The 23,741-nt window shown below is 42.5% G+C and carries 22 protein-coding genes and 2 pseudogenes; 10 read left to right on the top strand and 14 right to left on the bottom strand.

Annotated features, from left to right (window positions below; genetic code table 11):
- The first annotated feature begins 318 nt into the window (after nt 1-318).
- Nucleotides 319-711, top strand: a complete 393-nt coding sequence (locus tag RH949_RS26420) for a hypothetical protein (protein WP_446357322.1) — start codon at nt 319-321, stop codon at nt 709-711.
- Between the two features lie 2 nt (nt 712-713).
- Nucleotides 714-2,129, top strand: coding sequence for a hypothetical protein (locus tag RH949_RS26415; RefSeq protein WP_446357320.1), 1,416 nt, complete (start codon nt 714-716; stop codon nt 2,127-2,129).
- A gap of 115 nt (nt 2,130-2,244) precedes the next feature.
- On the opposite strand, the gene RH949_RS26410 is transcribed toward RH949_RS26415, so the two are convergent.
- The 3 genes from RH949_RS26410 to gpmI form a co-directional block, all read right to left on the bottom strand.
- Nucleotides 2,245-3,078, bottom strand: coding sequence for a peptidase (locus RH949_RS26410; protein ID WP_044209097.1), 834 nt, complete (start codon nt 3,076-3,078; stop codon nt 2,245-2,247).
- A gap of 122 nt (nt 3,079-3,200) precedes the next feature.
- Entirely contained in the window at nt 3,201-3,431 is a 231-nt protein-coding gene (gene secG, locus RH949_RS26405) for a preprotein translocase subunit SecG (RefSeq protein ID WP_044209019.1), read from the bottom strand.
- Nucleotides 3,432-3,493: 62 nt separating this feature from the next.
- Nucleotides 3,494-5,092 carry a 2,3-bisphosphoglycerate-independent phosphoglycerate mutase gene (gene gpmI, locus RH949_RS26400; protein WP_446357317.1) on the bottom strand — a complete coding sequence of 533 codons (1,599 nt, stop codon included), beginning with the start codon at nt 5,090-5,092 and terminating at the stop codon, nt 3,494-3,496.
- Nucleotides 5,093-5,388: 296 nt separating this feature from the next.
- Here gpmI and RH949_RS26395 point away from each other — a divergent pair, with 296 nt between their 5' ends.
- Nucleotides 5,389-6,171 carry an FkbM family methyltransferase gene (locus tag RH949_RS26395; RefSeq protein WP_446357315.1) on the top strand — a complete coding sequence of 261 codons (783 nt, stop codon included), beginning with the start codon at nt 5,389-5,391 and terminating at the stop codon, nt 6,169-6,171.
- A gap of 54 nt (nt 6,172-6,225) precedes the next feature.
- Here the strand turns inward: RH949_RS26395 and RH949_RS26390 are convergent, their stop codons facing one another.
- Genes RH949_RS26390 through RH949_RS26380 form a run of 3 tightly spaced genes read right to left on the bottom strand, consistent with a single transcriptional unit; the run spans nt 6,226 to nt 10,230 of the window.
- Nucleotides 6,226-7,329, bottom strand: a complete 1,104-nt coding sequence (locus RH949_RS26390) for a hypothetical protein (protein ID WP_446357313.1) — start codon at nt 7,327-7,329, stop codon at nt 6,226-6,228.
- 56 nt (nt 7,330-7,385) lie between these two features.
- Nucleotides 7,386-8,486 (bottom strand): hypothetical protein, encoded by a 1,101-nt coding sequence (locus RH949_RS26385; RefSeq protein ID WP_446357311.1) that lies wholly within the window; start codon nt 8,484-8,486, stop codon nt 7,386-7,388.
- 43 nt (nt 8,487-8,529) lie between these two features.
- Nucleotides 8,530-10,230 carry an ABC-F family ATP-binding cassette domain-containing protein gene (locus RH949_RS26380; protein ID WP_446357309.1) on the bottom strand — a complete coding sequence of 567 codons (1,701 nt, stop codon included), beginning with the start codon at nt 10,228-10,230 and terminating at the stop codon, nt 8,530-8,532.
- A 303-nt stretch (nt 10,231-10,533) separates the two neighbouring features.
- Here RH949_RS26380 and RH949_RS26375 point away from each other — a divergent pair.
- Nucleotides 10,534-10,686: pseudogene (locus RH949_RS26375) on the top strand (class I SAM-dependent methyltransferase); the annotation flags it as partial.
- A 36-nt stretch (nt 10,687-10,722) separates the two neighbouring features.
- On the opposite strand, the gene RH949_RS26370 reads toward RH949_RS26375, so the two are convergent.
- The 4 genes from RH949_RS26370 to RH949_RS26355 all read right to left on the bottom strand — a co-directional run bounded on the left by RH949_RS26370 (nt 10,723) and on the right by RH949_RS26355 (nt 16,024).
- On the bottom strand, nt 10,723-11,238 hold the full coding sequence (locus RH949_RS26370; RefSeq protein WP_006103262.1) for a hypothetical protein: 516 nt from the start codon (nt 11,236-11,238) through the stop codon (nt 10,723-10,725).
- On the bottom strand, nt 11,235-12,251 hold the full coding sequence (locus RH949_RS26365) for an AAA family ATPase (protein ID WP_446357307.1): 1,017 nt from the start codon (nt 12,249-12,251) through the stop codon (nt 11,235-11,237). Before RH949_RS26365 ends, RH949_RS26370 begins: the two co-directional genes overlap by 4 nt.
- 137 nt (nt 12,252-12,388) lie before the next feature.
- Nucleotides 12,389-12,775: a hypothetical protein gene (locus tag RH949_RS26360; RefSeq protein WP_446357305.1), complete on the bottom strand. Its 387-nt coding sequence runs from the start codon at nt 12,773-12,775 to the stop codon at nt 12,389-12,391.
- 108 nt (nt 12,776-12,883) lie between these two features.
- Nucleotides 12,884-16,024 (bottom strand): pentapeptide repeat-containing protein, encoded by a 3,141-nt coding sequence (locus tag RH949_RS26355; protein ID WP_446357303.1) that lies wholly within the window; start codon nt 16,022-16,024, stop codon nt 12,884-12,886.
- A 348-nt stretch (nt 16,025-16,372) separates the two neighbouring features.
- Here RH949_RS26355 and RH949_RS26350 point away from each other — a divergent pair, with 348 nt between their 5' ends.
- A complete protein-coding gene (locus RH949_RS26350; protein WP_446357301.1) occupies nt 16,373-17,287 on the top strand; it encodes a ParA family protein in 915 nt (304 codons plus the stop codon).
- Complete coding sequence (locus RH949_RS26345) at nt 17,280-17,822, top strand: hypothetical protein (RefSeq protein ID WP_446357299.1); 543 nt, start codon at nt 17,280-17,282, stop codon at nt 17,820-17,822. Before RH949_RS26350 ends, RH949_RS26345 begins: the two co-directional genes overlap by 8 nt.
- Before the next feature lie 48 nt (nt 17,823-17,870).
- On the opposite strand, the gene RH949_RS26340 is transcribed toward RH949_RS26345, so the two are convergent.
- The 3 genes and pseudogenes from RH949_RS26340 to RH949_RS26330 all read right to left on the bottom strand — a co-directional run bounded on the left by RH949_RS26340 (nt 17,871) and on the right by RH949_RS26330 (nt 18,667).
- Complete coding sequence (locus tag RH949_RS26340) at nt 17,871-18,122, bottom strand: helix-turn-helix domain-containing protein (protein WP_044209099.1); 252 nt, start codon at nt 18,120-18,122, stop codon at nt 17,871-17,873.
- A gap of 24 nt (nt 18,123-18,146) precedes the next feature.
- Nucleotides 18,147-18,368 (bottom strand): annotated as a pseudogene (locus RH949_RS26335) (helix-turn-helix domain-containing protein); the annotation flags it as partial.
- 53 nt (nt 18,369-18,421) lie between these two features.
- The gene (locus RH949_RS26330) at nt 18,422-18,667 is read right to left on the bottom strand and encodes a helix-turn-helix domain-containing protein (protein ID WP_006103275.1); all 246 of its coding nucleotides are present in this window, start codon (nt 18,665-18,667) and stop codon (nt 18,422-18,424) included.
- Nucleotides 18,668-18,781: 114 nt separating this feature from the next.
- Between RH949_RS26330 and RH949_RS26325 the strand changes: the two genes are divergently transcribed.
- The 4 genes from RH949_RS26325 to RH949_RS26310 all read left to right on the top strand — a co-directional run bounded on the left by RH949_RS26325 (nt 18,782) and on the right by RH949_RS26310 (nt 21,056).
- Complete coding sequence (locus RH949_RS26325) at nt 18,782-19,030, top strand: hypothetical protein (protein ID WP_006103286.1); 249 nt, start codon at nt 18,782-18,784, stop codon at nt 19,028-19,030.
- Nucleotides 19,031-19,108: 78 nt separating this feature from the next.
- A complete protein-coding gene (locus RH949_RS26320; RefSeq protein ID WP_446357296.1) occupies nt 19,109-19,486 on the top strand; it encodes a hypothetical protein in 378 nt (125 codons plus the stop codon).
- Nucleotides 19,487-19,500: 14 nt separating this feature from the next.
- On the top strand, nt 19,501-19,998 hold the full coding sequence (locus RH949_RS26315) for a hypothetical protein (RefSeq protein ID WP_006103258.1): 498 nt from the start codon (nt 19,501-19,503) through the stop codon (nt 19,996-19,998).
- 170 nt (nt 19,999-20,168) lie between these two features.
- Entirely contained in the window at nt 20,169-21,056 is an 888-nt protein-coding gene (locus tag RH949_RS26310; RefSeq protein WP_006103227.1) for a hypothetical protein, read from the top strand.
- Nucleotides 21,057-21,462: 406 nt separating this feature from the next.
- On the opposite strand, the gene RH949_RS26305 is transcribed toward RH949_RS26310, so the two are convergent.
- Nucleotides 21,463-23,741 (bottom strand): CARDB domain-containing protein (locus RH949_RS26305; RefSeq protein WP_446357293.1); only part of this gene is annotated, 2,279 nt, incomplete at its 5' end.

Here is a 23,741-nt window from a genome sequence, read left to right as displayed (position 1 = left end):
CGTTGGCGAGTATTAAAGACTCGTTGGCGAGTATTAAAGACTCGTTGGCGAGTATCAAAGACTCGTGAGGGAGTATCAAAGACTCATGAGCGAGTATCAAAGACTCATTCATTATAAGTGGGTGCACGTCGGTCATTGGTGTCAACTTAAGCTCAACCCCTCTCCCCCAGCCCCTCTCCCACGCCGGGGAGAGGGGAGCAAGAGAATCCGGTTCCCCTTCTCCCCACGGTGGGAGAAGGGGTTAGGGGATGAGGGGGAAAATACTGAATAGCCGAATAAAATGAGAGAATAAGGTAAGGTGAATGGAGAACCTTACCCATGAATGACTATCACCAACAATTACTAACCGCCTTCCTGAATGGTTTAGCCAAATTAGAACAACCGTTACCGCCAGAGGTGCAGTCTCAACTTCATGATTTAGCCGAACAGATGAAAGCCAATCCCGATACCATTGGCAATCTAGATAGAATTGCAGAACGCTATCCTCCCCTCGATACTCTCTATCATCAGGAATGTGATCAACTTGAGAATAATGTAGGCGTTCGCAATAAAGGATTACCTCCCCTCCCTATCCCCAACGAAGCCACCCAAGAACTCACGAATTCCGCCATTGATATCTTTAGCGCTGCTGATTCTGTGGCTCAAGCCAAGACTAAAACAAATCCCAATCTTCTCAAACGGATTTGGCAAGCGATTCGGGGTGAAAACTGAGTATGTCTGATGCAATTATCTATCCCAGTATTGACCTCTTCCTTTATGATCTCAAGGAAGGATTAGGTCAAGATGCTAAACAAATTGACCAAAATCGCCGCCGATTCTGGCAGAAAGTCTACGGTGATTTAGATGAAACCAGCTTTGAGGAAACCTACCGCAAACTGTCCTCCACTCACACTCTTGATTCGGGCATTATTCCCTTACTAGAAACCCGACGTAGAGACTTTCCTGATCCCTTCGATGGGTACTACGAACCCCTACAACTTAATGATACCTACGCTCTCCACGTTGATTATTCGGGAAAACTCGATGCGAATGGTCAAGCCAATGATGACCCTCAACCTCTCCACAATAAACCCTTCTTTCACCTCAAACAAGACCTAATTCAACGCCTATCCCAACAAACGGGAACCATTGGACAAACCTGGTTACTCTGGGGTCAACTCACTACCCCCAAAACCGATACGGAGATTGAAGAAATCGCCAAAGATTGCTACACCCAAATCCTCAGCAATTATAACTGGAACCGAGACATTATCGGCAAAGGACAGTTAAACAATGCCACTCTATTTGAACTCTGGTATCGTCCCCCCAATCCCGGCTTATCCTCTACCGACTTTTGGCAATTCTATCGCCAAGAAAGCTATCATCTGTTAATCTGGCTCTTTCCCCACGATTCCAACCCAGATGCGATGCGAACCCAAGTACAAGCCACCTATTATGACTGGTTGCGCTTGTTTCAATACCGCCATAAAATTGTTTGGTCGTATTACCAAAGCCAAGACCAGAAATCTGACCTAAAACAAAAATATATCGATATTCAACCCACGATTCAAGAAATTCCACAGATGACACAAGACTGCGAAAAAAACCGGATCAGGTTAGGAAATTTGCAAAAAACGCTGAAAGACAACTTGATTAATTTATCTAAGTATACTCTTGCCTTAAACGCCCTGCAAAACCAAAGCCGTACCCTAACGATTAACCTAGAAAACTATCACTATCGGCTGCAAAGTATGCAGAAAAAGTATCCAAGGAGTGACTTAACGGTTCTGGAAGAATTCAGCAGTGAACTCTACGCCCAGAAATACCAGCGCCAAGTCGCCTCCGACTGTGAGAACTTCCAACCTGGACTCACATTGCTAGAGAATCTAAATAGTACCCTACAAGGAATTATCAACGTAGAGCAAACCAAGAGCGATCGCGCTCTCAATAATACCATTGCCTTAGCTGGGATTGTGCTGGGGATTAGCGGCTTAACGGCTACGGCGATTTCCGTACAACAACCCCAACCGAAATCCTACACCGATGTTTCGTTTTTATCCTCACCCATTTTTATCTGGAGTCTCGGTTTAAGCGCCCCGTTTCTCATCGCCCTCCTCTATCGTCTCATCGCCCATCTGTGGCGGCGTTAAATTGGTGTTAGCTGGAATGGAACTGACTTAAGGCTGGTGGGCAATGCCCACCCTACGGTATTAGGACTTAATAATATAGTCCGCGTAGGCGGACTTTGTTTGTGTAGCCGCGATTTTAATCGCCGTGGTAAAAAGGGGTTTCCAATGGCGGATTTGGTGTCACTGCCCATCCCAAGCGAGTAGGCTGCTGGTAAATCCGTTTCAACGTGTTGATATCCCGCACGGAGATTTCCGGCGGATAGCGAACTTGGGAATAGTACATCGTATCCGTTTCCACCGGAGAATGACCCCAAATCCCCAACGCATGTCCGAGTTCATGACGAGCCGTGGCTAGGGTATAGTCTACGGTTTGGTGGGGACTCAGATAAATGGTAAACTTATGGGCTAAAATACGTTGTGATTCCTCAACGCCGGGACGCAGATAAAATTCGTAGCGAGTTTCTGCGGTACGGGCGCGAATGTTCTCAAATCGTTGGGTTTCGCGGTTAAACGAGGCTTGCAAAGGAGGGCGCGATCGCACTATTGTAATATCTGCTGATTCTGTCTCAGAAACCACCTGTAAGGGCAAATAAACAGTCCATTCCTCTACGGCTTGTAAAACAGCATCGTACCAATCGTGGAATCGTTTAGCACTAGCCGAGGATTCCGCTGATTCTTTGGGGTGTTCAATATAAACCTGAACCGGAAACTCAGACCAAACCAGATGCTCCACCGGGGTTAACTTAATCTCCGTGAAATAATCACCAGCATCAGTCTGATCATCCCACTGCGCCAATGGTTGGGGGAGCGGGTGAGGTTGAGGCGTCGGGAGAGAGAACGGAATCCCAGGGACATGCCAAGATATCGATAGTAACAGAATCAACCCACTGGTCAAGATCGCTATCCACAAGAGACGTTTCCTGGTGCTATAGAGGAAACGCCTCAACCTGCGAGTTGCACTTTTTTTCATCCCAAATTGGTGACTTGGGTCATTCCTTCCTAGATAATCCTTGGGTGTAACCCAGTTAACATTGCTGTTTTTGTCTGGGGTCAGTTGTAACAGACAACGAACAGCAAACAATGGACAAACCATTATTGATTCAACCACCCTGCACTGAGAACAATGGTTAAACCGATAAAGATAATGGCAAGCACCCAAGTCACCCGGTTGAGGGCGGTTTCGGCACTTTTGGCACTGGTAAACAGTTGGGCTTGACCACCAATTCCACCAATACCATCCCCTTTGGGACTATGAAGCAACACTAAAACAATCAAACCGAGAGCAGATGCTGCCCAAATAATTTGCAGAACTTGACTGGTCATACTTGATTATGGCTTATTTGTCAATGGCAATGTGGTCTTCTTTTTTCGTCCAAGACCAAAGACTATAAAGCAACTCGTACTGGCGTCCGATTCTTCCGTACATCAAACTCCACGGGTTTAATCATAGAACGTCCCGTCATGTCTTCCGGTTGTGGCAGGTTCAAGATGTCCAGAATCGTTGGCGCAATATCTGCCAGCCGTCCATCGCTCCGCAGAGCAACGTCCGTGCCATGTCCAGGGATTTTTAATTTTTCCCCTTCTATCAAGATAAAGGGTACAGGATTGGTTGTGTGAGCCGTCCAAGCATTACCTTGTTCATCTCGCATGTATTCCGCATTCCCGTGATCGGCGATAATGATCGCGGTTCCGCCCACTTTGTTGATGCTTTCAATCAACTTTCCTAAGCAGTGATCCACGGTTTCAATGGCTTTCACACAGGCGTCTATATTTCCCGTATGTCCAACCATATCTGGGTTGGCGTAGTTGATCACCACCAAGGAGTAAATCATTTTGCTAATCGCCTTTACCGCCACATCCGTCACATCGACGGCGGACATCGCCGGGGCGCGATCGTAGGTTGCGACCATGGGACTGGGAATCAGTTCCCGATCCTCTCCTTCAAAGGGTAATTCTAAACCGCCATTAAAAAAGTAGGTGACATGGGCGTACTTCTCCGTTTCAGCGGTGCGGAATTGGCGCAACCCATTCCGAGAAACGACTTCGCCGAGAATATTATTCAAGTTCTGCGGCTCAAACGCTACTAGCACTGGAAAATGGGGATCATACTGGGTAAACGTGACAAACGCTAGGGGTTTAATCAGTTCCCGTTCAAATCCGTCAAATTCCGGATCAGTCAAAGCTTGGGTCAATTGTCTGGCGCGATCGGGACGGAAGTTAAAGAAGATTATCCCATCCCCCGGTTCCAATGCACCCGAGGTAATCCGAGTCGGCAGAATAAACTCGTCAGTAATGTCCGCCTGATAAGACGCTTGCATCACCTCAACCGCACTTCGACCATCCCCATTTCCATCCTGGGTGAGCATATCGTAAGCTTTTTGGGTGCGATCCCAGCGATGATCGCGATCCATTGCATAGTAGCGACCACTAATGGTGGCAATGCGTCCCATGCCAATTTTGTCAATATGCTCTTGAATGGTCTGAAGATAGCTGATCCCGGAGTTGGGGTTGGTATCCCGACCATCCATAAGGGCGTGAACGCAAACATCAGAGAAACCTTGGGATTTAGCAAAATCGAGTAATCCCAGCAGATGGTTGATGTGGGAATGCACACCACCGTCCGAACATAAGCCGATTAGGTGTAACTTACCCCCTTGATGCTTCAGTTCTTGGCTCAATTTCTGCAGGGCTGCATTCTCCCTGATCGAACCATCTTCCACAGCATCTGAGATGCGAACTAGTTCTTGGGGGACGACACGCCCAGCACCGATATTCAGGTGACCCACTTCCGAGTTACCCATTTGACCCTCTGGTAGACCAACATCTTTGCCAGAGGTGCGAATAGTTGTACTGGGATAAGCCGTCAAAAGGCTATCCATCACAGGGGTTCGAGCCATGGCAATGGCATTTCCATCCCTTGCCTTGCTGTAGCCCCAGCCGTCCAAGATGACTAGCACCACAGGAGATACAGGTGCTTGCATCATAGTATCGCTCTTTATTCCTACACTAATTTCACCGCCATGATATCATTAGTTTATTGATTTGATGGCTAATTTTTGCCTTTCTTTTGATTTTTGAGGGGTTTGACCAGCTAAACAAAGGTGGGAACTGAGTCTAATGAATGTTATCCTACCGTCATTCTTACTAGACCTGAGTGTCATTGACTGGGAGATGATGTGTGTGGATAAGTTTTGGGAAACTCCAGTCAGTTTACCCCATTGACATTATTGATATTGATTGGTAGTATATTTAGCGAATTATATGCTATTTGTGCAAAAAAATGAAACGACAAATAAGAGAAATATTGAAGAACTTGGGATATGAGATACATAACACTAAAACTAAATACTTGCCACCCGGTATGGATCTAGTGGCAGACATAAAGAAAATATTTCCAGATTTATCCCAAATCAACACGGTTTTTGATGTAGGAGCTAATATTGGTCAAACAGCACTATATTTTTCTCAAAAATTACCTGATGCTAATATTTTGTCATTTGAACCTGTTAAAGAAACATTTCATGAATTACAAAACAATACATCTCGTCTAAAGCAAGTTAATTGTTTCAATCATGCCTTCGGTGATAAAGATGAGTCCAAGAGAATTTTCATGAGAAAAGATTCTCAAATTCATTCAATGATAGACAATGTAACTTCCCCTTCTGATGCAATATCAGGTATGTATGACATAGTAGGAGAGGAAATAGTTAACATAAAAAAAATTGATAGTTTTTGCTATGAACAAAATATAGATACAATCGATCTACTAAAAATAGATACAGAAGGTTATGAAATGCAGGTACTTCAAGGAGCAAGTAGTTATCTAGGCGACAATCGAGTGAAACTTATATATAGTGAAGTCGGCTGGGATAAAGATAATAAAGCACTTACTTTTTTTCCAGATATTTATTTATACCTATCCAAACAAAAATTTAAACTATATGGTCTTTATGGATTACGACATAATTATAAAGATGGTTCTTTTGGGTTATTTTGTTGCAATGCCTTGTTTGTTAATTCTAATGCAATAAAAGCTCATATTGAACCAAAATGGTGGTCTTAAGGAGAATTACACTGCCCAAAGAAAGCTTTTTGTTTTATAGATTTAGATTGAATTTTATTTCCTTAGAAGTGAAGCATAAATTTCTACAGTCTTTTCTAAACTATGATTACCGTACCATCGATACACAGAATCGGATATAGATTGTAATTCCATCTCATTCACGTTTTTCATGTAGTTATTGGGAACTAGATAATGTTTATTGGCTTCAACGCCATCGGCTACTGATGTAGTGGATTTAGAGAAGATAGGAATCACTCCATGAGCACAGAGTGCAGCAAAAATAGTTGATTTGCCGAGATAAGCTGGGTCATAGTAAATAAAACCAGCCAATGAAGTCAGCATGACCTGACTTATTTGTTCAGGCGGCTGCTCTCCCATTACCAGTATCTTTACTTCGGGTAAATCAGGTATGTTAACTTCATGTTCCCTTTCGCGAGAGCGTCCAATGTCATAAATTTCTTGAATTCCCAAGTTATGGCAACTTTCAATAAGTGCTTGAATAGCTTCTTGATAAACTCGCTTTCTTCGATATGGCTTTCCAAAAACTACCATTCGACGAGTACGTTTATTTAAAGGAGGAATAGGCCGAGGTTCCCCAATCGTTGAATAGACGGGAATGCACGCGACGGGATGTCTTACCCATTGAGAAATAATAGATTTATATTTTCCAGAAAAAGTTAAGACATGATCAGCAATTTTGGCAAACTTACTAGCCATTAAATTTGGACTCTTATCATTGCCTAAAAAATACCTGATTTTATAGCTAATCTTATCTTTAATTAGGCTAGGCACGTAGAGACAATCATGAAAAACCACTAACAATTTAAATTTATAGTTTTTTCTGAGCGACTGTAAATATCCTAGCAACCAAGATGCTAGAGGAGTATAGTGCAAGACAATTCCATCAACTCCCTCTGTCAACGCTGATGAAAATAATGACAATATGTCGGAAGAATTGGCATAATAAATATTAATACTAGAAAAACCATCTATCACCACTTTTGTTTTATCCTTTTCCATATTTTCTAGTTCACAATAGCAAAAAAAATCAGTAAATATTTGATGGTCTTCACGCAATTTCTTGGCCAAGCCTAGTGTATAGTGTTCCATGCCACCAGGAGCAGATATGTGATTAGCTACAAGTTGAATTATTTTCATTTTCTCTTACGTTTTCTGGAATAATTGCCTAAATCAGAGCATTACCATTTCTTTGGTTATTTTATTAAAATTGAAGCAAAAATATCTGTAGTTGTTTTTATGTCATGATTACGATACCAAGCCGTAGCAGAATCTGCGATATATTGTAATTGACTACAGTCTAATTTGTCAAACTTATGGCAGCATAAATAATTCTGATTTAACTCAAGTCCATCGGAAGCGGATTCCGTATAGCGAGAACACAGAGGAATTAATCCATGAGCGCAGTAGGCAGCCAGTACACTCGATTTACTCAAATAAGAAGGATCATAATCAATGAATCCAGCTAATGAAGTCAGCATTATTTGACTTATTTTTACAGAAGACTCTTCTCCTATTTCTACTACATCTATTCCACTAAGTTTAGGCAATATAACTTCACAAGCTGAATCACGCAATGGTCCGATGTCATTGATTTCTTTAATCTCCAATTTATAGCAACTCTCGACAAGCTGGTTGATTGCTTTTTCGTAAACTCGCTTCCTTAAATAGGGTTTTCCAAACACTATCATACGACGGCTCCGTTTCACCAATGGAGGGGTAGACTGAGGTTCCCCAATAGTTGAGTATATAGGAATACAAATCACAGGATATTTTACCCATTTAGAAATAATCATTTGATACCTGTAAGTAGTAGTCAAAATTGTATCAGCAATTTTAGTCAATTCCCTAGCACTAGAATTTGGACTGTTATCTTTTCGTAAAAACTGTCGAATTTCATAACTAATATTTTTCTTGATTCCGCGTGGTACATAAATTCCATCATGAAACATTACTACTAACTGAAATCTATATTTTTTCTTGAGAAAATGTAAACATTTAAGTAGCCAAGATGCTTTAGGTATATAATGAAAAATTATTGCTTCAACTCCCTCTGTTAACAAAGAAGAAAACACCTCTAATATATCTGTACTTTCTTTGTAGAAAAGATTAGTACTTGGAAAACCATTTACTGTTACTTCATGACTTTCAATTTTTGGGTTTTCTAGATCACTGTATCCGAGAAAATGAGTGAATATATTATGCCGATTCCATAATTGTTCTGCCAATATTAGTGAATATTGATTGATTCCACCAGGAAAAGATGGATGTCGAGTGATAAGCTGAATAATTTTCATGGGCAACTCATTGAATTAAATTATGAAACAGTTTTGTCTATAGTTACTTATGCTTGGAGCCGGCTTTTTTCTTCGCTGCTTTCGCCGCTTTCTTGGCGGCTTTTTCAGCAGCGAGCGCGGCTAATCTTTCCTGTTCTTTCTCCTCAGCTATTTTATCCAGATAGTAGTGGTAATCCCCCAGATAAGTGCGGAACTCACCATCACGAATTTCCACAATTTTCGTCGCCACTTGAGAAATAAAATAACGGTCGTGGGAGACAATAATCACGGTACCGTCATAATGCTGGAGGGCTTCCTCTAACATTTCTTTGGCGGGAATATCCAGGTGATTGGTTGGCTCATCCAATAGGAGTAAATTCGCGGGACGCAGCAGCATTTTGGCTAACGCCAGACGTGCTTTTTCCCCTCCACTCAGGGATTCGACTTTTTTGAAGACGGTTTCACCACTGAATAGAAATCGCCCTAATAAGGTGCGAACCTCTTCATTTTTCCAATCAGGAACCTCATCATGGATGGTTTCCATGACGGTTTTAGTTGACTCCAGCGCTTCAGCTTGATTTTGCTCAAAATAGCCGGGGATCACATTATGCTTACCCAGTTCCACAATCCCTTCTGTGGCGTTTTCCATCCCCATCATCAGGTGTAATAGCGTGGATTTGCCTGATCCATTCGGTCCCAAGAAAGCAATGCGATCGCCCCGTTCAACTAGCAAGTCTGCACCGAGGAAAAGAATCTTATCGTCGTAGGTATGCACCAATTCCTTAATATTAACAACCTCGCGACCACTCCGAGGGGCTGGGGGAAAGCGAAAATGTAAGCTTTTTAGGCTACCTGTTGGTGCTTCAATGCGTTCAACTTTTTCTAACTGTTTCTCACGGCTTTTTGCTTGGGTGCTGCGGGTTGCACTAGCGCGGAATCGTTCAACAAAGGCTTGCTGCTTTTCCAGTTCTTTTTGTTGACGCTCATAGGAGCTGAGTTGGGATTCTTGCATCTCAGCTTTTTGCTGCAAGTACGCCGAATAATTGCCCAGGTAGGTGGTAGAGACGCCGCGTTCAGTTTCCACAATCTGGGTACAGAGGCGATCCAGAAATTCCCGGTCATGGGATACTATCACCATCGGGGTTTTTAATCCTTTCAGGTAATTTTCTAACCATTCGATGGTTTCTAAATCGATGTGGTTTGTCGGTTCATCCAATAGGAGGATGTCAGGGCTTTGCAGCAGGATTTTGCCCAAACTCATCCGCATTTGCCAACCACCACTGAACGCGCTAACTAAGCGATCGCCGTCTTCAGGGGCAAATCCCATTTCGGGTAATATCTTCTCGATTTGCGCTTCTAGAGAGTACCCATCGAGGGCTTCAAACTGACGCTGCAATTTATCCAGCTTGTGGATTAGGCGATCGAGTTGATCGGGATCAGCGGTTTCCATGTCCCGTTGCACCTGCGCCAGATTATGCTGTACTTGGTTGGCTTGTGTAAATACCGTCCAAAACTCTTCGCGCACCGTGCGACTAGGATCGACTTCAAATTCTTGGGTGAGGTAAGCGATGTGGAGACTCGTCGGGCGAATCACTTCCCCATCCGTGGGTTCTATCTCCCCCGCAATAATCTTGAGTTGAGTAGATTTACCCGCACCATTAACGCCAACTAAGCCGATGCGATCGCCTGGTTTGACTTCCCAGTTGACATCCTTGAGAACTTCGCCAGTGGGATAAATTTTACTAATGTGTTCTAGTCTCAGCATGGGTGTATTGTCTCAAGCAGATTACAGCAGGGAGATTGAGCGATCAGAGGGTTTGGGTGCGCCGCTGACTCTCTATCCGTGTTTATCGTAACAAAATTTAATGGATCTATTTATGGGTTCTGATTTAATCGGCAATAATCAAGGGCGTTGGTTGGTGCAACCTTAAAGACGTAATCAGTCAGTTGTAGGGGCGGGTTTAGCCGTTTAATTAGGATATCTACCAATAACCTTTCAACAAAACCCGCCCTTTGTCATAGTGAACCGATAATCTAGAGGGTGTAGCGGGGTTAGCGGTGAGAGGGTATGGAAACATGGTACAAAGAAGACTTGCCATATATCCACGATGTCGGTTTCCGGGATTACGCCCTGAAATCTGCGCCTGGTATATTGGCAATCCTCGCGCAACACCAAATACGGGAAGGCTTAGTGGTGGATTTAGGTTGTGGAAGTGGATTGTTATTTCTATTCACTGCATTAATTTGTATTTAACCCTTAGCGAATTAATCCTTTTTCTTGAGCTAATGTGTGATTTAGCACGACCACAGAATTTGCCGATAAATGCCAAGTTTTTACAGTCGAGTTTAGTGCTTTTTTTAGGGCGTCCTGTAATGGTGGAAGCCATTCTTCTTTATGTCCATTGATCACTAATAGTAAGCGAAAATCAATTTTTTCTAAATCGAGTGTCTGAAATAGAGAAGGTAATTCTGTCCATGTTGCATGGCGTTTTAAACAAGTTGCCATACAGAGATTCAGCCCGTTCGTCAATTTCTCTCGGATTTCTTCGATAAAATCGTCAAACCCGGGTTGGGTTTCAGGACGAGGTGAGCTAGATTTTGCTTCAATAATCCATACTTTTGGTGAATTGGGAGGATGTAGCAACAAAAGCTCTGCTATCTTAACGCCCTCCTGGATATCTTGGTAGGTTTGACTTTTCTCAATATGGAAGCAATGTCCTTCTGGATAGGGTCCGAACGTCATTCCAGATTCAATAATCGACTGAGTGGTCATTGAAAAGCCAACCCCACTTCTTCTTTGTAAAGTTGGATAGATTCATCAATAATAGGATTACTCGGCAAACCATCTTTTAGATCGGCAATAGTCCACTGTTCAGGATTAGTTGAAATTATTTTGATTGAGATTTCATTTTGTTGTTGAGCGATGAGAAATAATTTTTTGATCACAAAGTAAGAGTGACTTGCCATGAAAAACTGGATTCCGCACTTCGCTAACATAGCGATGATGTCCAATAATTTTGAAATAGCATTTGGATGCAGCGCGGCTTCTGGTTCATCAATAAAAATGACGGATTGCGGATCAAGATAGCGGTTTCCGAGTAAAGTATCGAGAATCGAAATTTTCTTGATGCCTTCTGCTGTAACTCCAATAGAGAACTTTTGATTGCCTTTCTTAAAGTGCCAAATTCCTGAACTTTCGTCATACTCAATTTTGCCGTCTAAGATATCTTTTAGGTTTTTTCGCGATTCAGCAAATTCTCTATAATTTTTGCCACCTTTAGGAGATTGATGCAAGGCGCGGGCTAGGTCGAGGTATGTATCATCAAAGCCAAAGGTTTGGTCTAGTTCACGAGTTTCTAAAATAATTGAGTGCAGAGAAAGAACTTCTTTTGCAGGTAAAAAAATTGAGTTACTCTCGCGGGGTGTAACATGATTGTCTAAGTTCTGAATAGTCTTGGTTGTATCTCTGCCGAAAGTATAAACAAATTTTTGATTATCAACGTTAATCTGCAATGATAAAGGTTCATCCGCTTCTTTTCTTACGAGTTCGCCGATTTTTACCGTCTCGAATGTCCAGTAAAGTTTGTCTGCCAGTATTTCTTCAGCGCTGCGCGGTTCATTGCCCCGTTTATAGGTTTCCAAGGTTCGCATAGCACTGTAAAGAGCCTTGAGTAATATTGTTTTACCTGTGCTATTTTCACCAATAATTAAGTTAACATTGCCTAAGTGTTCGCACTTAAGCTGGTCTATCGGACCAAAATTTTTGAGTTGAAGGCTGTTTAGCATGGGTTATTTATCTCGACTTTCTGCACGGTAAGTTTAACTCGACAACAGCCAGAGTGGATTAGCTATGCTCTCTTTATGATAATCTGAATCGATTGATTGAACTGACGTAGGGAAGGGGAAATCGAGGAAGCAGCCATTTATCCGATTAAGTCATAAGCTTTGGCTTTAAGCAGAATCATCAGATGCTCTAACTGCTCATATAAATCAAGTTCTGTAGCTTCAGCTTCTGTGAGTGTTCCTTCTCGGTTTTTGTCTAGCAACGTGCGGAGACGTTCTTGGGCTTCTGCTGACACTTTAAAGGTAGTGATTTCTTGAGGAGTAGGACGGGCGATCAAAAAGTCGAGAACTTCAGTGTATGCAATTGGAGCATCTGTTGGGTTAGTAACAGATGAGATTTGGTTAGGTAAAGGAATTCTGGGAGGAACGGTTTCTACGAGACGCTGTAGTAATTCCGGGAGACGATCGCGGAGTGGTTCTAGGCGTTGAGCCAGTTCGTCTGGTACTTGAATGGTGAGTTCAGCCATTGTTGCTTTTTCGTGTATGAAAAACTTTGAGTCGATAACCAGCTTGAATGAGTTATGTTCTCTCTATCTAATGACTCCCATCGTACTCTAAACATCCAATTAGTGCTTCTAAGATCCTAATCCAAACACTTGCCTGAGATTGGCTGGCAGTTCATATGCTGTGTCCATTCCACTGACATCATCCCATATTGTTTCTATATTCCAGATTATTCCTCCTAGGAAGGCACGACTAATGTTAGCACTACTCAGGTCGGCATTTTGGAGGTCAGCACCTCGCAGAGATGCACGACTAAGAGATCCGTATTTCAGGTTAGCTCCCACTAGATCAGCACTAAGGAGTTCAGCACCACTTAAATTAGCACCACTTAGATTAGTATAACGGCAGGATGCATGATTTAGAAATGCCTGATTCAATTGGGTACTACTGAAGTCAGCACGATCCAAATTAGCACCTCGTAGTTCAGCATTGCTGAGATTAGCGTCTCGGAAGTTAGATCCCCTCAAGTTAGCATGACTAAGATTAGCATGGCTGAGTTTGGCACCACTGAGATTAGCGCTGCGGAGATCAGCACCATTTAGATTAGTGTTACTGAGATTAGCGTTACTCAAGTTGACTCCCCGCAAGTCAGCACTACTTAAGTTAGCATTACTAAGATTGGCGCTACATAGATTGACCCCCTGAAGGTCAGCGCTATGTAAATCCACACTACTTAGTTCTGCATGGCTCAAAAATTTCCCTACAGTCTGTACAAATGCATCAACTCCAATACAGTAGCTGTAGCCAATAATCCGCCGTAGTCGAGAGCCGTCAAAATCATCATGATCGGGCTGACCACAGGGATAAAAATCAACTGTTTTTTTCAGATTTTCTTGGTCTTGAGCAAGGCGATGTAACTCTAAAAGCAAAATCAAAATATTTAGACCTGTATAAATATCTACGGTGTGAATATTTATCCATCGCTTTTCCACTAAAAATTTAGGGTCTTGCCATTGCTGCTTTTTGGTTAAAGGAAAGTTTTTATCGATTGTATCAACATCAATAAACTCTCCATCACACCAACGAAAATAGAAATACTCTAGGCGTTCAAATAGGATACCTGTATTTATTGTCTCACTAGTATTTAACCAGGCGCTCAGATAGTCTACAATATCCGGCGTCAGCCCTCCATAGCCAAGTAGGTCATAAATTTCCCAATTCATATCATCTCTCGACACCTCATACGAGGTTTGATGCTTGCCCCCTTGTATTGTCCATGCTTCTAAACTTTCTCGCAGCCGTTCAGCAAACAAAAAATCACTAAAGCTTTTGTGTACAAACTCAACTGAACCATCTCGTCCACTGGTCGGTTGTAAGTAAAAAGTGGCAAGAATATTTCTCAGAGGATTTTCCTTGTCCTGAGTCTGTGATCTTTCTAAAACTTGAGTATACTCTTCACCTTGGCGACGTAACCGTTGTTCAATCATAGCGATTGATGCATATTCTCCACCCGACTGGACGACACAGAGTCCAGCTTCAGCCAGAATTATTCGCAAATTTTGTACATCTAATTCTGTTAGTGCGGTATTTAAATTGTACCCTTGGTCAGAGCGTTGTTTAGTGAGAACCCAATCAAGAGACTGTTCATAAATCAAAATCTTGGTTTCAACACTACTACCTTGCTCAAACATGGCATTATTTAACTGATTATCCCGATGCATGGCTGCCAAGAGATATAGTAGTAACGGCTCTCTAGCCAATTCTCGTACTCGGTCTGGCAAACGTTCATCTTGTAAAAACTGGCGAAATTCCGTAGTTTTTTCAGTTCCTACCTGAATTTGCCACTTATCAAGCCATTTCTTCTGGCTTTTGTCATCCATGGGTATGATTGTCACACGCTCCAGATTATTTGGCATCGACAGCTCAATGCTTGGACTTTGTAAGGACAAGGATCTGCCAGTAATCAAAACTCTGTGTCCCTTTTCACTATTCTCGTGGCAACGTTGTTGAAATTTTGCCACTTGGGTGATGAATTGTTTTAAGCCTCTATCACTTCTCCCTTGCAATAGCAATTCATCGAAGCCATCCAGCAAAAACAAAAATCGAGTATTGCCATCTGTTAACCAACCACTATCACTCGTAGCAAAATCCCAGCCGATAGCTGTTTGTAGGGTTTTTTCTAAATCCTTGTCAAAGGTTGTGATATCGCGTAACCGGATTAAAATCGGTATCCAGATGGGATACAAGTGCTGTCTGACCCAATCGGCAAACATGCGACAAAATACACTCTTCCCCCGTCCAGGTCCACCTTCAATGAACATGACCTGGTTCTGTTTACCAGAATCTTCAAGTATCTTCTGCGTCCATTTCTCTATATCAATTGGTTTTGACCTTTCATCCAGTTCACCACTTTGCTTTACAGGTTGTACCTTCAGCGATACATAGATATCTTGGAACGTAAATTCTTCATCAAATACTCGCTCAATTGGCTTCTGCTTGATTTGCTTATCCAGATAGTTGTCAATACTCTGATATTTTGCCAAGTCTCGCCGCCAGCCATCACGATAAAAGTCGGCTAGGCGTTTGACTGAATCTCCTGCCTCAACTAAGGCTTGTATCATATATCGGTGAGTACCGTGAGCAACCCGCCTTGATAAAAGCTGGGCTTGAGTTTTATTGAGTCCTGCCTGACATAACCGAGCGGTTAACACCTTGTTGAAATCGTGCGCTAACTTGGACTCATGAAAGCACAAAAGTGCTTTTTTGGCTTCTGACTCATCCAGATCAAGCTTCTGACCTAATTTTCTAATCTGTTTAACTATTGCTTCTGAAGTTCGAGTTTTACCAATTCGGTTTAACTCTGACAAAGTTTGTTCAGGTAAAAACTCATAAGTTTTTTGTAAACTTTCTAAATATGCCGCTTGGCTCACAAATACTACACATTCTTCTAGAGATAGTTCTCGATTAGTTTTTTTCAGGTAAAATGCTAGTAGTCCTGTTGCCAAGGGAATGAAGGGTAAGCTTGCCCCCAGAATTTGAGCTGGAGGTGAATTTAGTACCTCTAATAGTGAGGAAAATTTTATTAATGGGGCTAATTGCTGGACGTTGCTCCCTTCTTCTTTGAGTGTCTTTGCCAAATCCAAAACAGCTTTTGCCGCCTCGGTTCCACTCTTTAGTGTTTCTGAAGCACTCGTTACTTGATCGACTGAAAGCAACTGATCAACGTCAGTATTCAAAACCTTCCAGATGTTTTTCCAGAGCTTGCTTGCCATGGCTACTTATATTATCAATGACCCCTTCTCATAGGGTAGCTACTTTTTCTAGGGGTTGTCACCCTCCACAAACTTTGACAACCAAGAGGAGTAAAAACAGAAAAACGTATCATATAATACAAAAAAATGGTTCTGCCTTGTCCTCCTGATCCGCCGCTCCCCTAAAGTCTTAACCGAACACTCCTCAATCTCCTGAGTTTCAGCAAAATTTTAGCCTTGCTGTCTCCAGAAGTATAAGCTATAGTAAAGGGAAAATCTGTGACTCACAACTTCCATTTTGGATTACACCAGTTGTATTACACAGTTGCCGACTTTTGAAAAGACTATATATCATATCTGTTTTTTTTAATGCGTACAATTGCAATCCATACGTCAAAGGGAGGCGTTGGTAAAACGACTTTAGTGGTTAACCTTGCCTATGAACTAGCCAAACTTAACTATAGGGTTTTAGTGGTTGACTTGGATGATCAAGCTAATGCTAGTCTTTCTTTAGGTGTTAATAAAGCTGATCAATTCGATAAAGCTTCTAGCTTTGAAGAATTTAAAGAAATTTTAGATACTTTCAAGGAGAGAAAAGAACTCATCGATTTTTTATGTGACCACGATTTACCCAGCTTGGATTACCAAGAATATATAAGACCATCTGCTGTCAATGCCGATCTAGAAGATATATCTACCTGTAGTGGTATAATCGATGTATTACCGGGTAGTTATCGAACTACAGATAAGGCAATTAGTAGCTTTATAACGCCGCAAACACGATTGGATACAGCACTTCAGACACCAGGCATCTCTAATAATTATGATTATGTAATCATTGATACACCTCCCAGTTCAACGGATATTGCGAAGGGGGGCTTAATTGCAGCTCAGTACCTACTTATTCCAACTCAGTTAGAGTATCTATCAGTATACGGTATCAATACACCACTAGAGTACCTGCGCCAGGTTCAAAAACAATTGGCGAATAAACGAGGTGTGGTTCTGGGAATAGTCCCCATGATGACGCAAAAAAGATCACGACTTAATAGTATGGTTAGAAAGTTACTGGAAAAACGACTTGAGACGGAGGATAACATACCGATATTACCAGAAATACATCGCTCTGACTATATCAGCCAAGCGTCGAGGGTACGTCAGCCGATTTCTTTATTCGCTCAACAGAAATCGCAAGCTGAAAATATCGCCAAAGAATTTATCGACTTGACCCAAAAAGTTTTAGAAAGAATAGAGGTTATTGAAAAGGACAAAAAAAATGCTTGAGGATTTCCAAAAAATTGAAACAAAACCCTATTTAGTTGCCGTGAACCAATTAGAGGTTCCTCCGGGTCAACCTGAAGTTTCAAAAGCAGAACTTGAAAATATTTCACAGGCATTACGAACATGGAGTACTAATTTCTCTCTTCCGATTGCTTGCTTAACGGATCACGATAATAGCTATCGTCTCTTGACGGGTTTACCTATCTATCAAGCGGCTGTAAATGCAGGAATGCAGCGAATTTGGGTATTTTTGATTTCGGCAGATCAGAGGAACACTGAAAAAGCGATTGAACAAGCTCTGTTACAGTCAAAACTCAATCAAATCATTCTTGATTTTCAAGATATGACAAACTTCATCAATTTCCTCAATGATCAGAAATCGGATCTTACTCAAATTTATGGTATTGGGGATAATTATGCAAAGCAAATTATTAGTAAACGCCCTTATAAAGATCTAAAGGATTTGCAAAAAAAACATGGCAATAAGCGACCCTTGAATTGGGCAAAAGGCTACAAAAAGATGAAAAGTGCAATTTAGATTCACTTCTAATCTTTAATGCCTAATCCTGTTTGGCTAGTCATACTACTACTCTTGGTCAACTAATTCACCCTCATCTGACTCATCCAGATACACCCGAATAAACTCCTCGGCTGCTGCTGGATTAATTTTATTCAGCCCCTTCCTAATTTCTAGGATGGCATCACCTCCTGGATCTCGACTTTCATTGACCCAATGGTGAATTGTTGATCGCCCAATACCCATTGCTATCGCCAACTTATTTTGGCTAATGTTGTAGGCTTCCAACACCTGTCTTAAAGATTTTCCTGCCTTTCGCATGGTTTCTATAGTGCCAGAGGCAAATGACTCATCTAAATACAAGCCAATAAACTCCTCGGCTGCTACCGGATTAATCGTATTCAGCCCTTTTCTAATTTCTAAGATGGCATCACCTCCGGGATCTCGATTTTCATTCACCCAACGGTTGATACTAGAACGCCCAATACCCATTGCCACTGCCAACTTATTTTGGCTAATGCCATAGGCTTCTAACACTTGCTTTAGTACTGTCCCTGCTTTTCCCATGCCTAAATTTTGTCAAAGGCTCATGAAGGCAAAATGCGAACAAAACACCTTCTCTAAGAGTGTTCCTCATCCTCCTCTGACTCATCCAGATACAAACGAATAAACTCTTCTGCTGCTGCTGGATTAATCGTATTCAGTCCCTTCCTAATTTCTAGGATGGCATCGCCGACAGGATCGGCAACCTCATAAACCCAGCGGTGAACATTAGAACGCCCAACTTGCATTACCACGGCTAAACGATTTTGGGTAATGCCATAACGTTCCAAGACCTGTTTGAGTGCTTTGCCTGCTTTTCCCATGCCTCAGATTGTGTCAGAGGCTCATAACTGAGTAAATGTTCCATATATGGAAAACTCAGGTATGATGGTTTTGTTACTTATATGGAACAAAGCAAAAAAAGCAGTTAAATCCTTATGACACAAGAGTTTCTTCCCAACCCAACCCCCAACCCGCAAACCCCTTTCCCTGGAAATCCACCATCAGAACCCAATCGAGTTCCCCTAAAAGTTCTAGTCATCAGCACTCCCCAAGGCGTCAGTAACACCATTCACACTTTTTACCGTCTTGGCTACGCCCAAGTCAGTGAATGGAGCAAACCTCAACCGACTCAAAATCCTGGTGAGGTAATGAGTATCCTGAGCCGCCGTATTCAGGTTGACTAATTGGCAGCAAAAATAACCTAACCCCCTTCTGTCGCTGGGAAGGGGGAACCAGACACTCATCTCAAATCATGAATAGTTATGCAACCCTTACGCCACCGCATCAATCCCCAAACCTTCGTCATCACCCTCCGACAAATCGCCAAATACCTGAACATTAACCCAAAGCGTATCCTTAACTGGGAAAAGTGGTATAACGTCCTCTGGGTACATATCGAAGGATTGGGCGGTTATTTTATTAGTTACCGCCAGCTAGAACAGTGGATTGCCGCTTGTCGTACCCTAATCCGCTTCTGCCCAAACCTGGAAACCCTCAATACCCTTTGGTTACTCATCCAGCAAGAATCTCCACGATACACAAAAGAAGGCTTTTCTCGACTCGCAGCCATCTGGCAACAACGGCAAACGTATTTGCGCGATCGCTATGTCACAATGAGAAAATCTTGGCACACACGATGAGGACGCTAACCCTAATGTTCAGAATCGGTAAAATACTCACCGCTTTATCACTCTCGCTATTTTTACTGGTAACGGCTTGTGCCGCACCATCCACCGCTCCCCCACCCTCTACCGAAGCACCTCAAACTAGCACTCAGGCTCCCACAGGCGAACCTTTGGCTGGGGGGCAATTTAATCAATTCTTCCCCAATGCTAGCGGTGATTATCAGCGAGTGTTTGCCCAAGAGAAAACTGGATTTGCCGAAGCCAAGTTGAAACAGGATGGCAAGGATGTGGCGGTGCTGTCGATTAATGATTTAGCTAATAACCCAAGTGCAGCTAAGAAATTCCAGGATAGTTCTAAAACAATTGCTGGGTATCCTGCTGTCGAACGGGGGAAGACACAAACAGCCATTCTAGTTCGCGATCGCTTCCAAGTCAAAGTCCAATCCCGTGATGACTCCTTTACCCCTAGCGATCGCGAAGCTTGGTTGGCAAAGTTTGACCTGCAAGGATTATCCCAACTCAAATAAAATTGGTCATTCGCCAAAACACTGATTTCACAGATTTATTATCCAGATTCAGGTAGAGGATGGAAGCTTAGTTACACTGATTACACAGAAAGGTTAGTTCTCTATGATTTGTCCTTGGTCATTGGGAACAAATTAAAGATATCATTGAAACGATTTATAGGAGATTTTACATGAGTAAATCTATTATTGAATTAGTGGATAACTTACCTGAAGGTGGACTCACCGTTTCCGTCTTGAAAGCCTTAGACTTTGTGGCTCCCGGTGATTGGCAAAATGTGGTTGGCTTTGAAAATACCGTGCGGGAGGTTACAGGTGAAGATGATCCGGCATTAATTCAGGATATTAGTGAACGCGCTCTTTGGCTTTATAACGATAAGTCCCAAGGCTATCAACGGGCAATTTGGCTGTTTCAATCCGTGGATAGTGCGGATTTTGCTCTGGGTGCAGCTGCTTTAGCCAATAAAATCGGTGAACGAGTTTCGTTTCTGGGATTTTTAAATCGACTTACGCCCAAAGCAGATACGGCGCAAACCATCGATCTTTGTTTAAAAGTTGTGGCAGAATTGGTGGCGTTTTGTCAAATTAATGGCATTCCTGGAGACAGTATCGGGGATTTTGTCAATGCTTTAGCCGATTATAGCGGTGAGTCAATGATCCGAATGGCGGGACTCATTTGCCTGGATGGTTTGATTCCCCTCGGTCCTGATTTCATTCAAGCCGCGCAATCCACGCTTTCAGGATTAAGTCCCTCGCGCTTAGAGCAAAATTCTACCTTTCAACAAATCAGCAGCTTCATTCCGGGAGAGAGTTCTGAAGGAAAGCTGAACTTTATTGGGGAAAGCTTCGATGCGGTGAAAGGTTGGATGGGGGGTGTGGTTGCAGCCAAAGGATTGACTCCCCAAAAGGTGGTTAATCACCTGCAAGGATTTGTGGAAATTGCAGATGATAAGTTGGATTATCTGGCTGCATTTTTAGACACGTCAACAAATTACTACGAACATACGGGTACTCAAACCGTCGCCCGTCGTTTAATCGAACGAGCAGCGGCTGAAATTTGATCAATAAATTCCCCGTTCAATCTATAAAAAGTAGACGGCGAATGAGTAGACGGCGAATGTAATTCACGTCTACACAAACAAAGTCCGCCTGCGCGGACTTTTAAGACAAATTATTAGTTAATTTCCCCCAACTCCCCTCATTCCCCTTATAGATCCCCCTTCCGTCCCCCTTCAAAAGGGGGAGACCAGATGTTGCTTCGCTTTCTTTTTGTTATGCGGGGAGGACAGAGGATTTCACTTTTTTTTCACGGCGGAGGATAGCGGATGCTTCGCTTTTATAGCACGGAAGGGGGAGAATTCAAAGCCTTCTCAAGAGCAGGAGAGAGGTTTGGAGAGAGGTTTTCCAGATCCTGACCAAAAGTAAGGTTATCCAGTCTGAATGCAATTGCTTTTATAGCAATCGTCGTTACACAAAACTAAAGTAACTATCATTTAAACTCAGACTGCTTTCACCTTGTACAATACCAATCAATTCATCTTGACCTGATGGTGTAGAAGACTGGAGGAAAACGCCAATTCCTGATGGTAAACTGGGGGAAACAGTGGCGAGTTGATAGTCAGCCGCACTGCCATGAAGTTCGATGATATCTTGGTTGATATCAAAATCAGTAATTAGGGCGTAATCGGTAGAACCATCGGTTGTTCCGTCAGCATCATCGTAATAAGCGCTGAATACATCTCCAAGTTGGAACACATCCGCACCAAAGCCACCGATAAGACTATCCACTTCCCCTAAACCGGGATTTGCCAGATTGAGTTCAACACCGATTAACAGATCATCGCCGCGATCGCCATAGATAATATCATTCCCTGTACCGCCGAAGAGATAGTCATCGCCGCGATCGCCAAATAGCATATCATTTCCGGCTTCACCAAACAGGTTATCATCGCCGCGATCGCCAAACAGGGTATCATCGCCGCCACCGCCTACTAAATCATCATCATCGCGCAAGCCAGAGAGAATATCATCACCGGGAGTGCCAAATAGGGTATCATCGTCATCGGTACCAATGAGTTCAGTATCGGAAATTAGCACATTGTCATAATCCACAAATAGACCATTATTGGAATTATTGGTTTCATCAGTTTCAGGAAGTGTTCCGTCTTGATCAATGATCATACCAATGTAGTAAATTCCATCACCATTCCAGGTAGAATCATTAATTCCTGGCAAAGTTAACCCCGTAGTATAAGCACCAATGCTGTTACCCGCTAAACCATTGATTGTTGTACTACCGAGGAATTGATCCGCCGTGTCGATAGTATTATCGGTAGAAACGTAGAAAGAAACATCAAACGCTCCGGCGGCAAACAGTTCCAGGTTTTGCACTTCAAAATTGACATCGAAGTTATCACCAGCGGCTAAGGGTTCCTGCACTAAGTTGAAGTCTACGCCAACTAAATCCGCCAGTTGGGTGTTATTGATGACCACATTATCCTTATCCAACATCAAGCCAACATTGGCATTATCGGTTTCAATGGTTTCCGTGATATCATCACCGGAATCAACCATCATGCCGATATAGTAGCTGCCATCTCCACTCCAGAACGCATCATTAGCTTCAGGGAGAATAAAGTTGCTCGTAAATGTACCACTGCTATTGGCAGCCAAGCCAGTGAAACTGATTGTATCCAGCAGTAAATCTGAGTTGCTAATATTACTATCACTGGACAAATATAAGGATACATCAAATACACCAGCCGCTGCTGCACCACTATTTTCAATCATCAAGTCAATGTCGAAACTATCACCAGCATTTAGCGGTTCTGGGGTGACATTGAAATTCAGTCCAGACAGGTTGGCGATTTGGGTATTATTGATGGCTACATCATCGTAATCGAACAAAAAGCCGACATTTGAGTTATTGGTTTCATTCACTTCCGTAACATCTAACCCAGAATCAACCTTCATACCGATGTAATAGGTATCATCGCCATATAAATTCCAGAAGGAATGATTAACTCCGGGCAAGTTGAGGCTGGTGGTAAAGGAACCCGTACTGTTCCCAGCTAAACCATTAATCGTGGCACTACCTAATAAATAATCCGTGGTGCTAATTGTGTTATTACTGGAAAGATAGAAGGAAACATCAAAAGCACCCGCGCTACTCCCTGTATTGGTGATATCAAAATCAATGTCAAAACTATCACCCGCATCCAGGGGTTCTGGATTAACATCAAAATCCGACCCGGATAAGTCAGCTAATTGGGTATTATTGATGACTACATCATCGTAATCGAATAAAAAGCCAACATTTGAGTTATTGGTTTCATTGACTTCCGTAACATCTGACCCCGAATCAACTTCCATCCCGATATAGTATGTACCATCTCCATTCCAGAAGGAATGATTAACTCCGGGCAAGTTTAAGCTAGTGATAAAGGAACCTGTACTGTTCCCAGCTAACCCATTAATCGTGGCACTACCTAATAAATGATCCGTGGTGCTAATTGTGTTATTACTGGAAAGATAGAAGGAAACATCAAAAGCACCCGCGCTACTCCCTGTATTGGTGATATCAAAATCAATGTCAAAACTATCACCCGCATCCAGGGGTTCGGGGGCGACATCAAAATATAGCCCTGACAAATCAGCTAATTGGGTATTATTGATGACTACATCATCGTAATCGAATAAAAAGCCAACATTGGAGTTATTGGTTTCATTCACTTCCGTAACATCTG

The sequence above is a fragment of the Coleofasciculus sp. A1-SPW-01 genome (assembly GCF_040217205.1).
GTDB classification, from domain to species: domain Bacteria; phylum Cyanobacteriota; class Cyanobacteriia; order Cyanobacteriales; family Coleofasciculaceae; genus Coleofasciculus; species Coleofasciculus chthonoplastes_A.
This window is presented reverse-complemented; position numbering and strand designations above follow the sequence as displayed.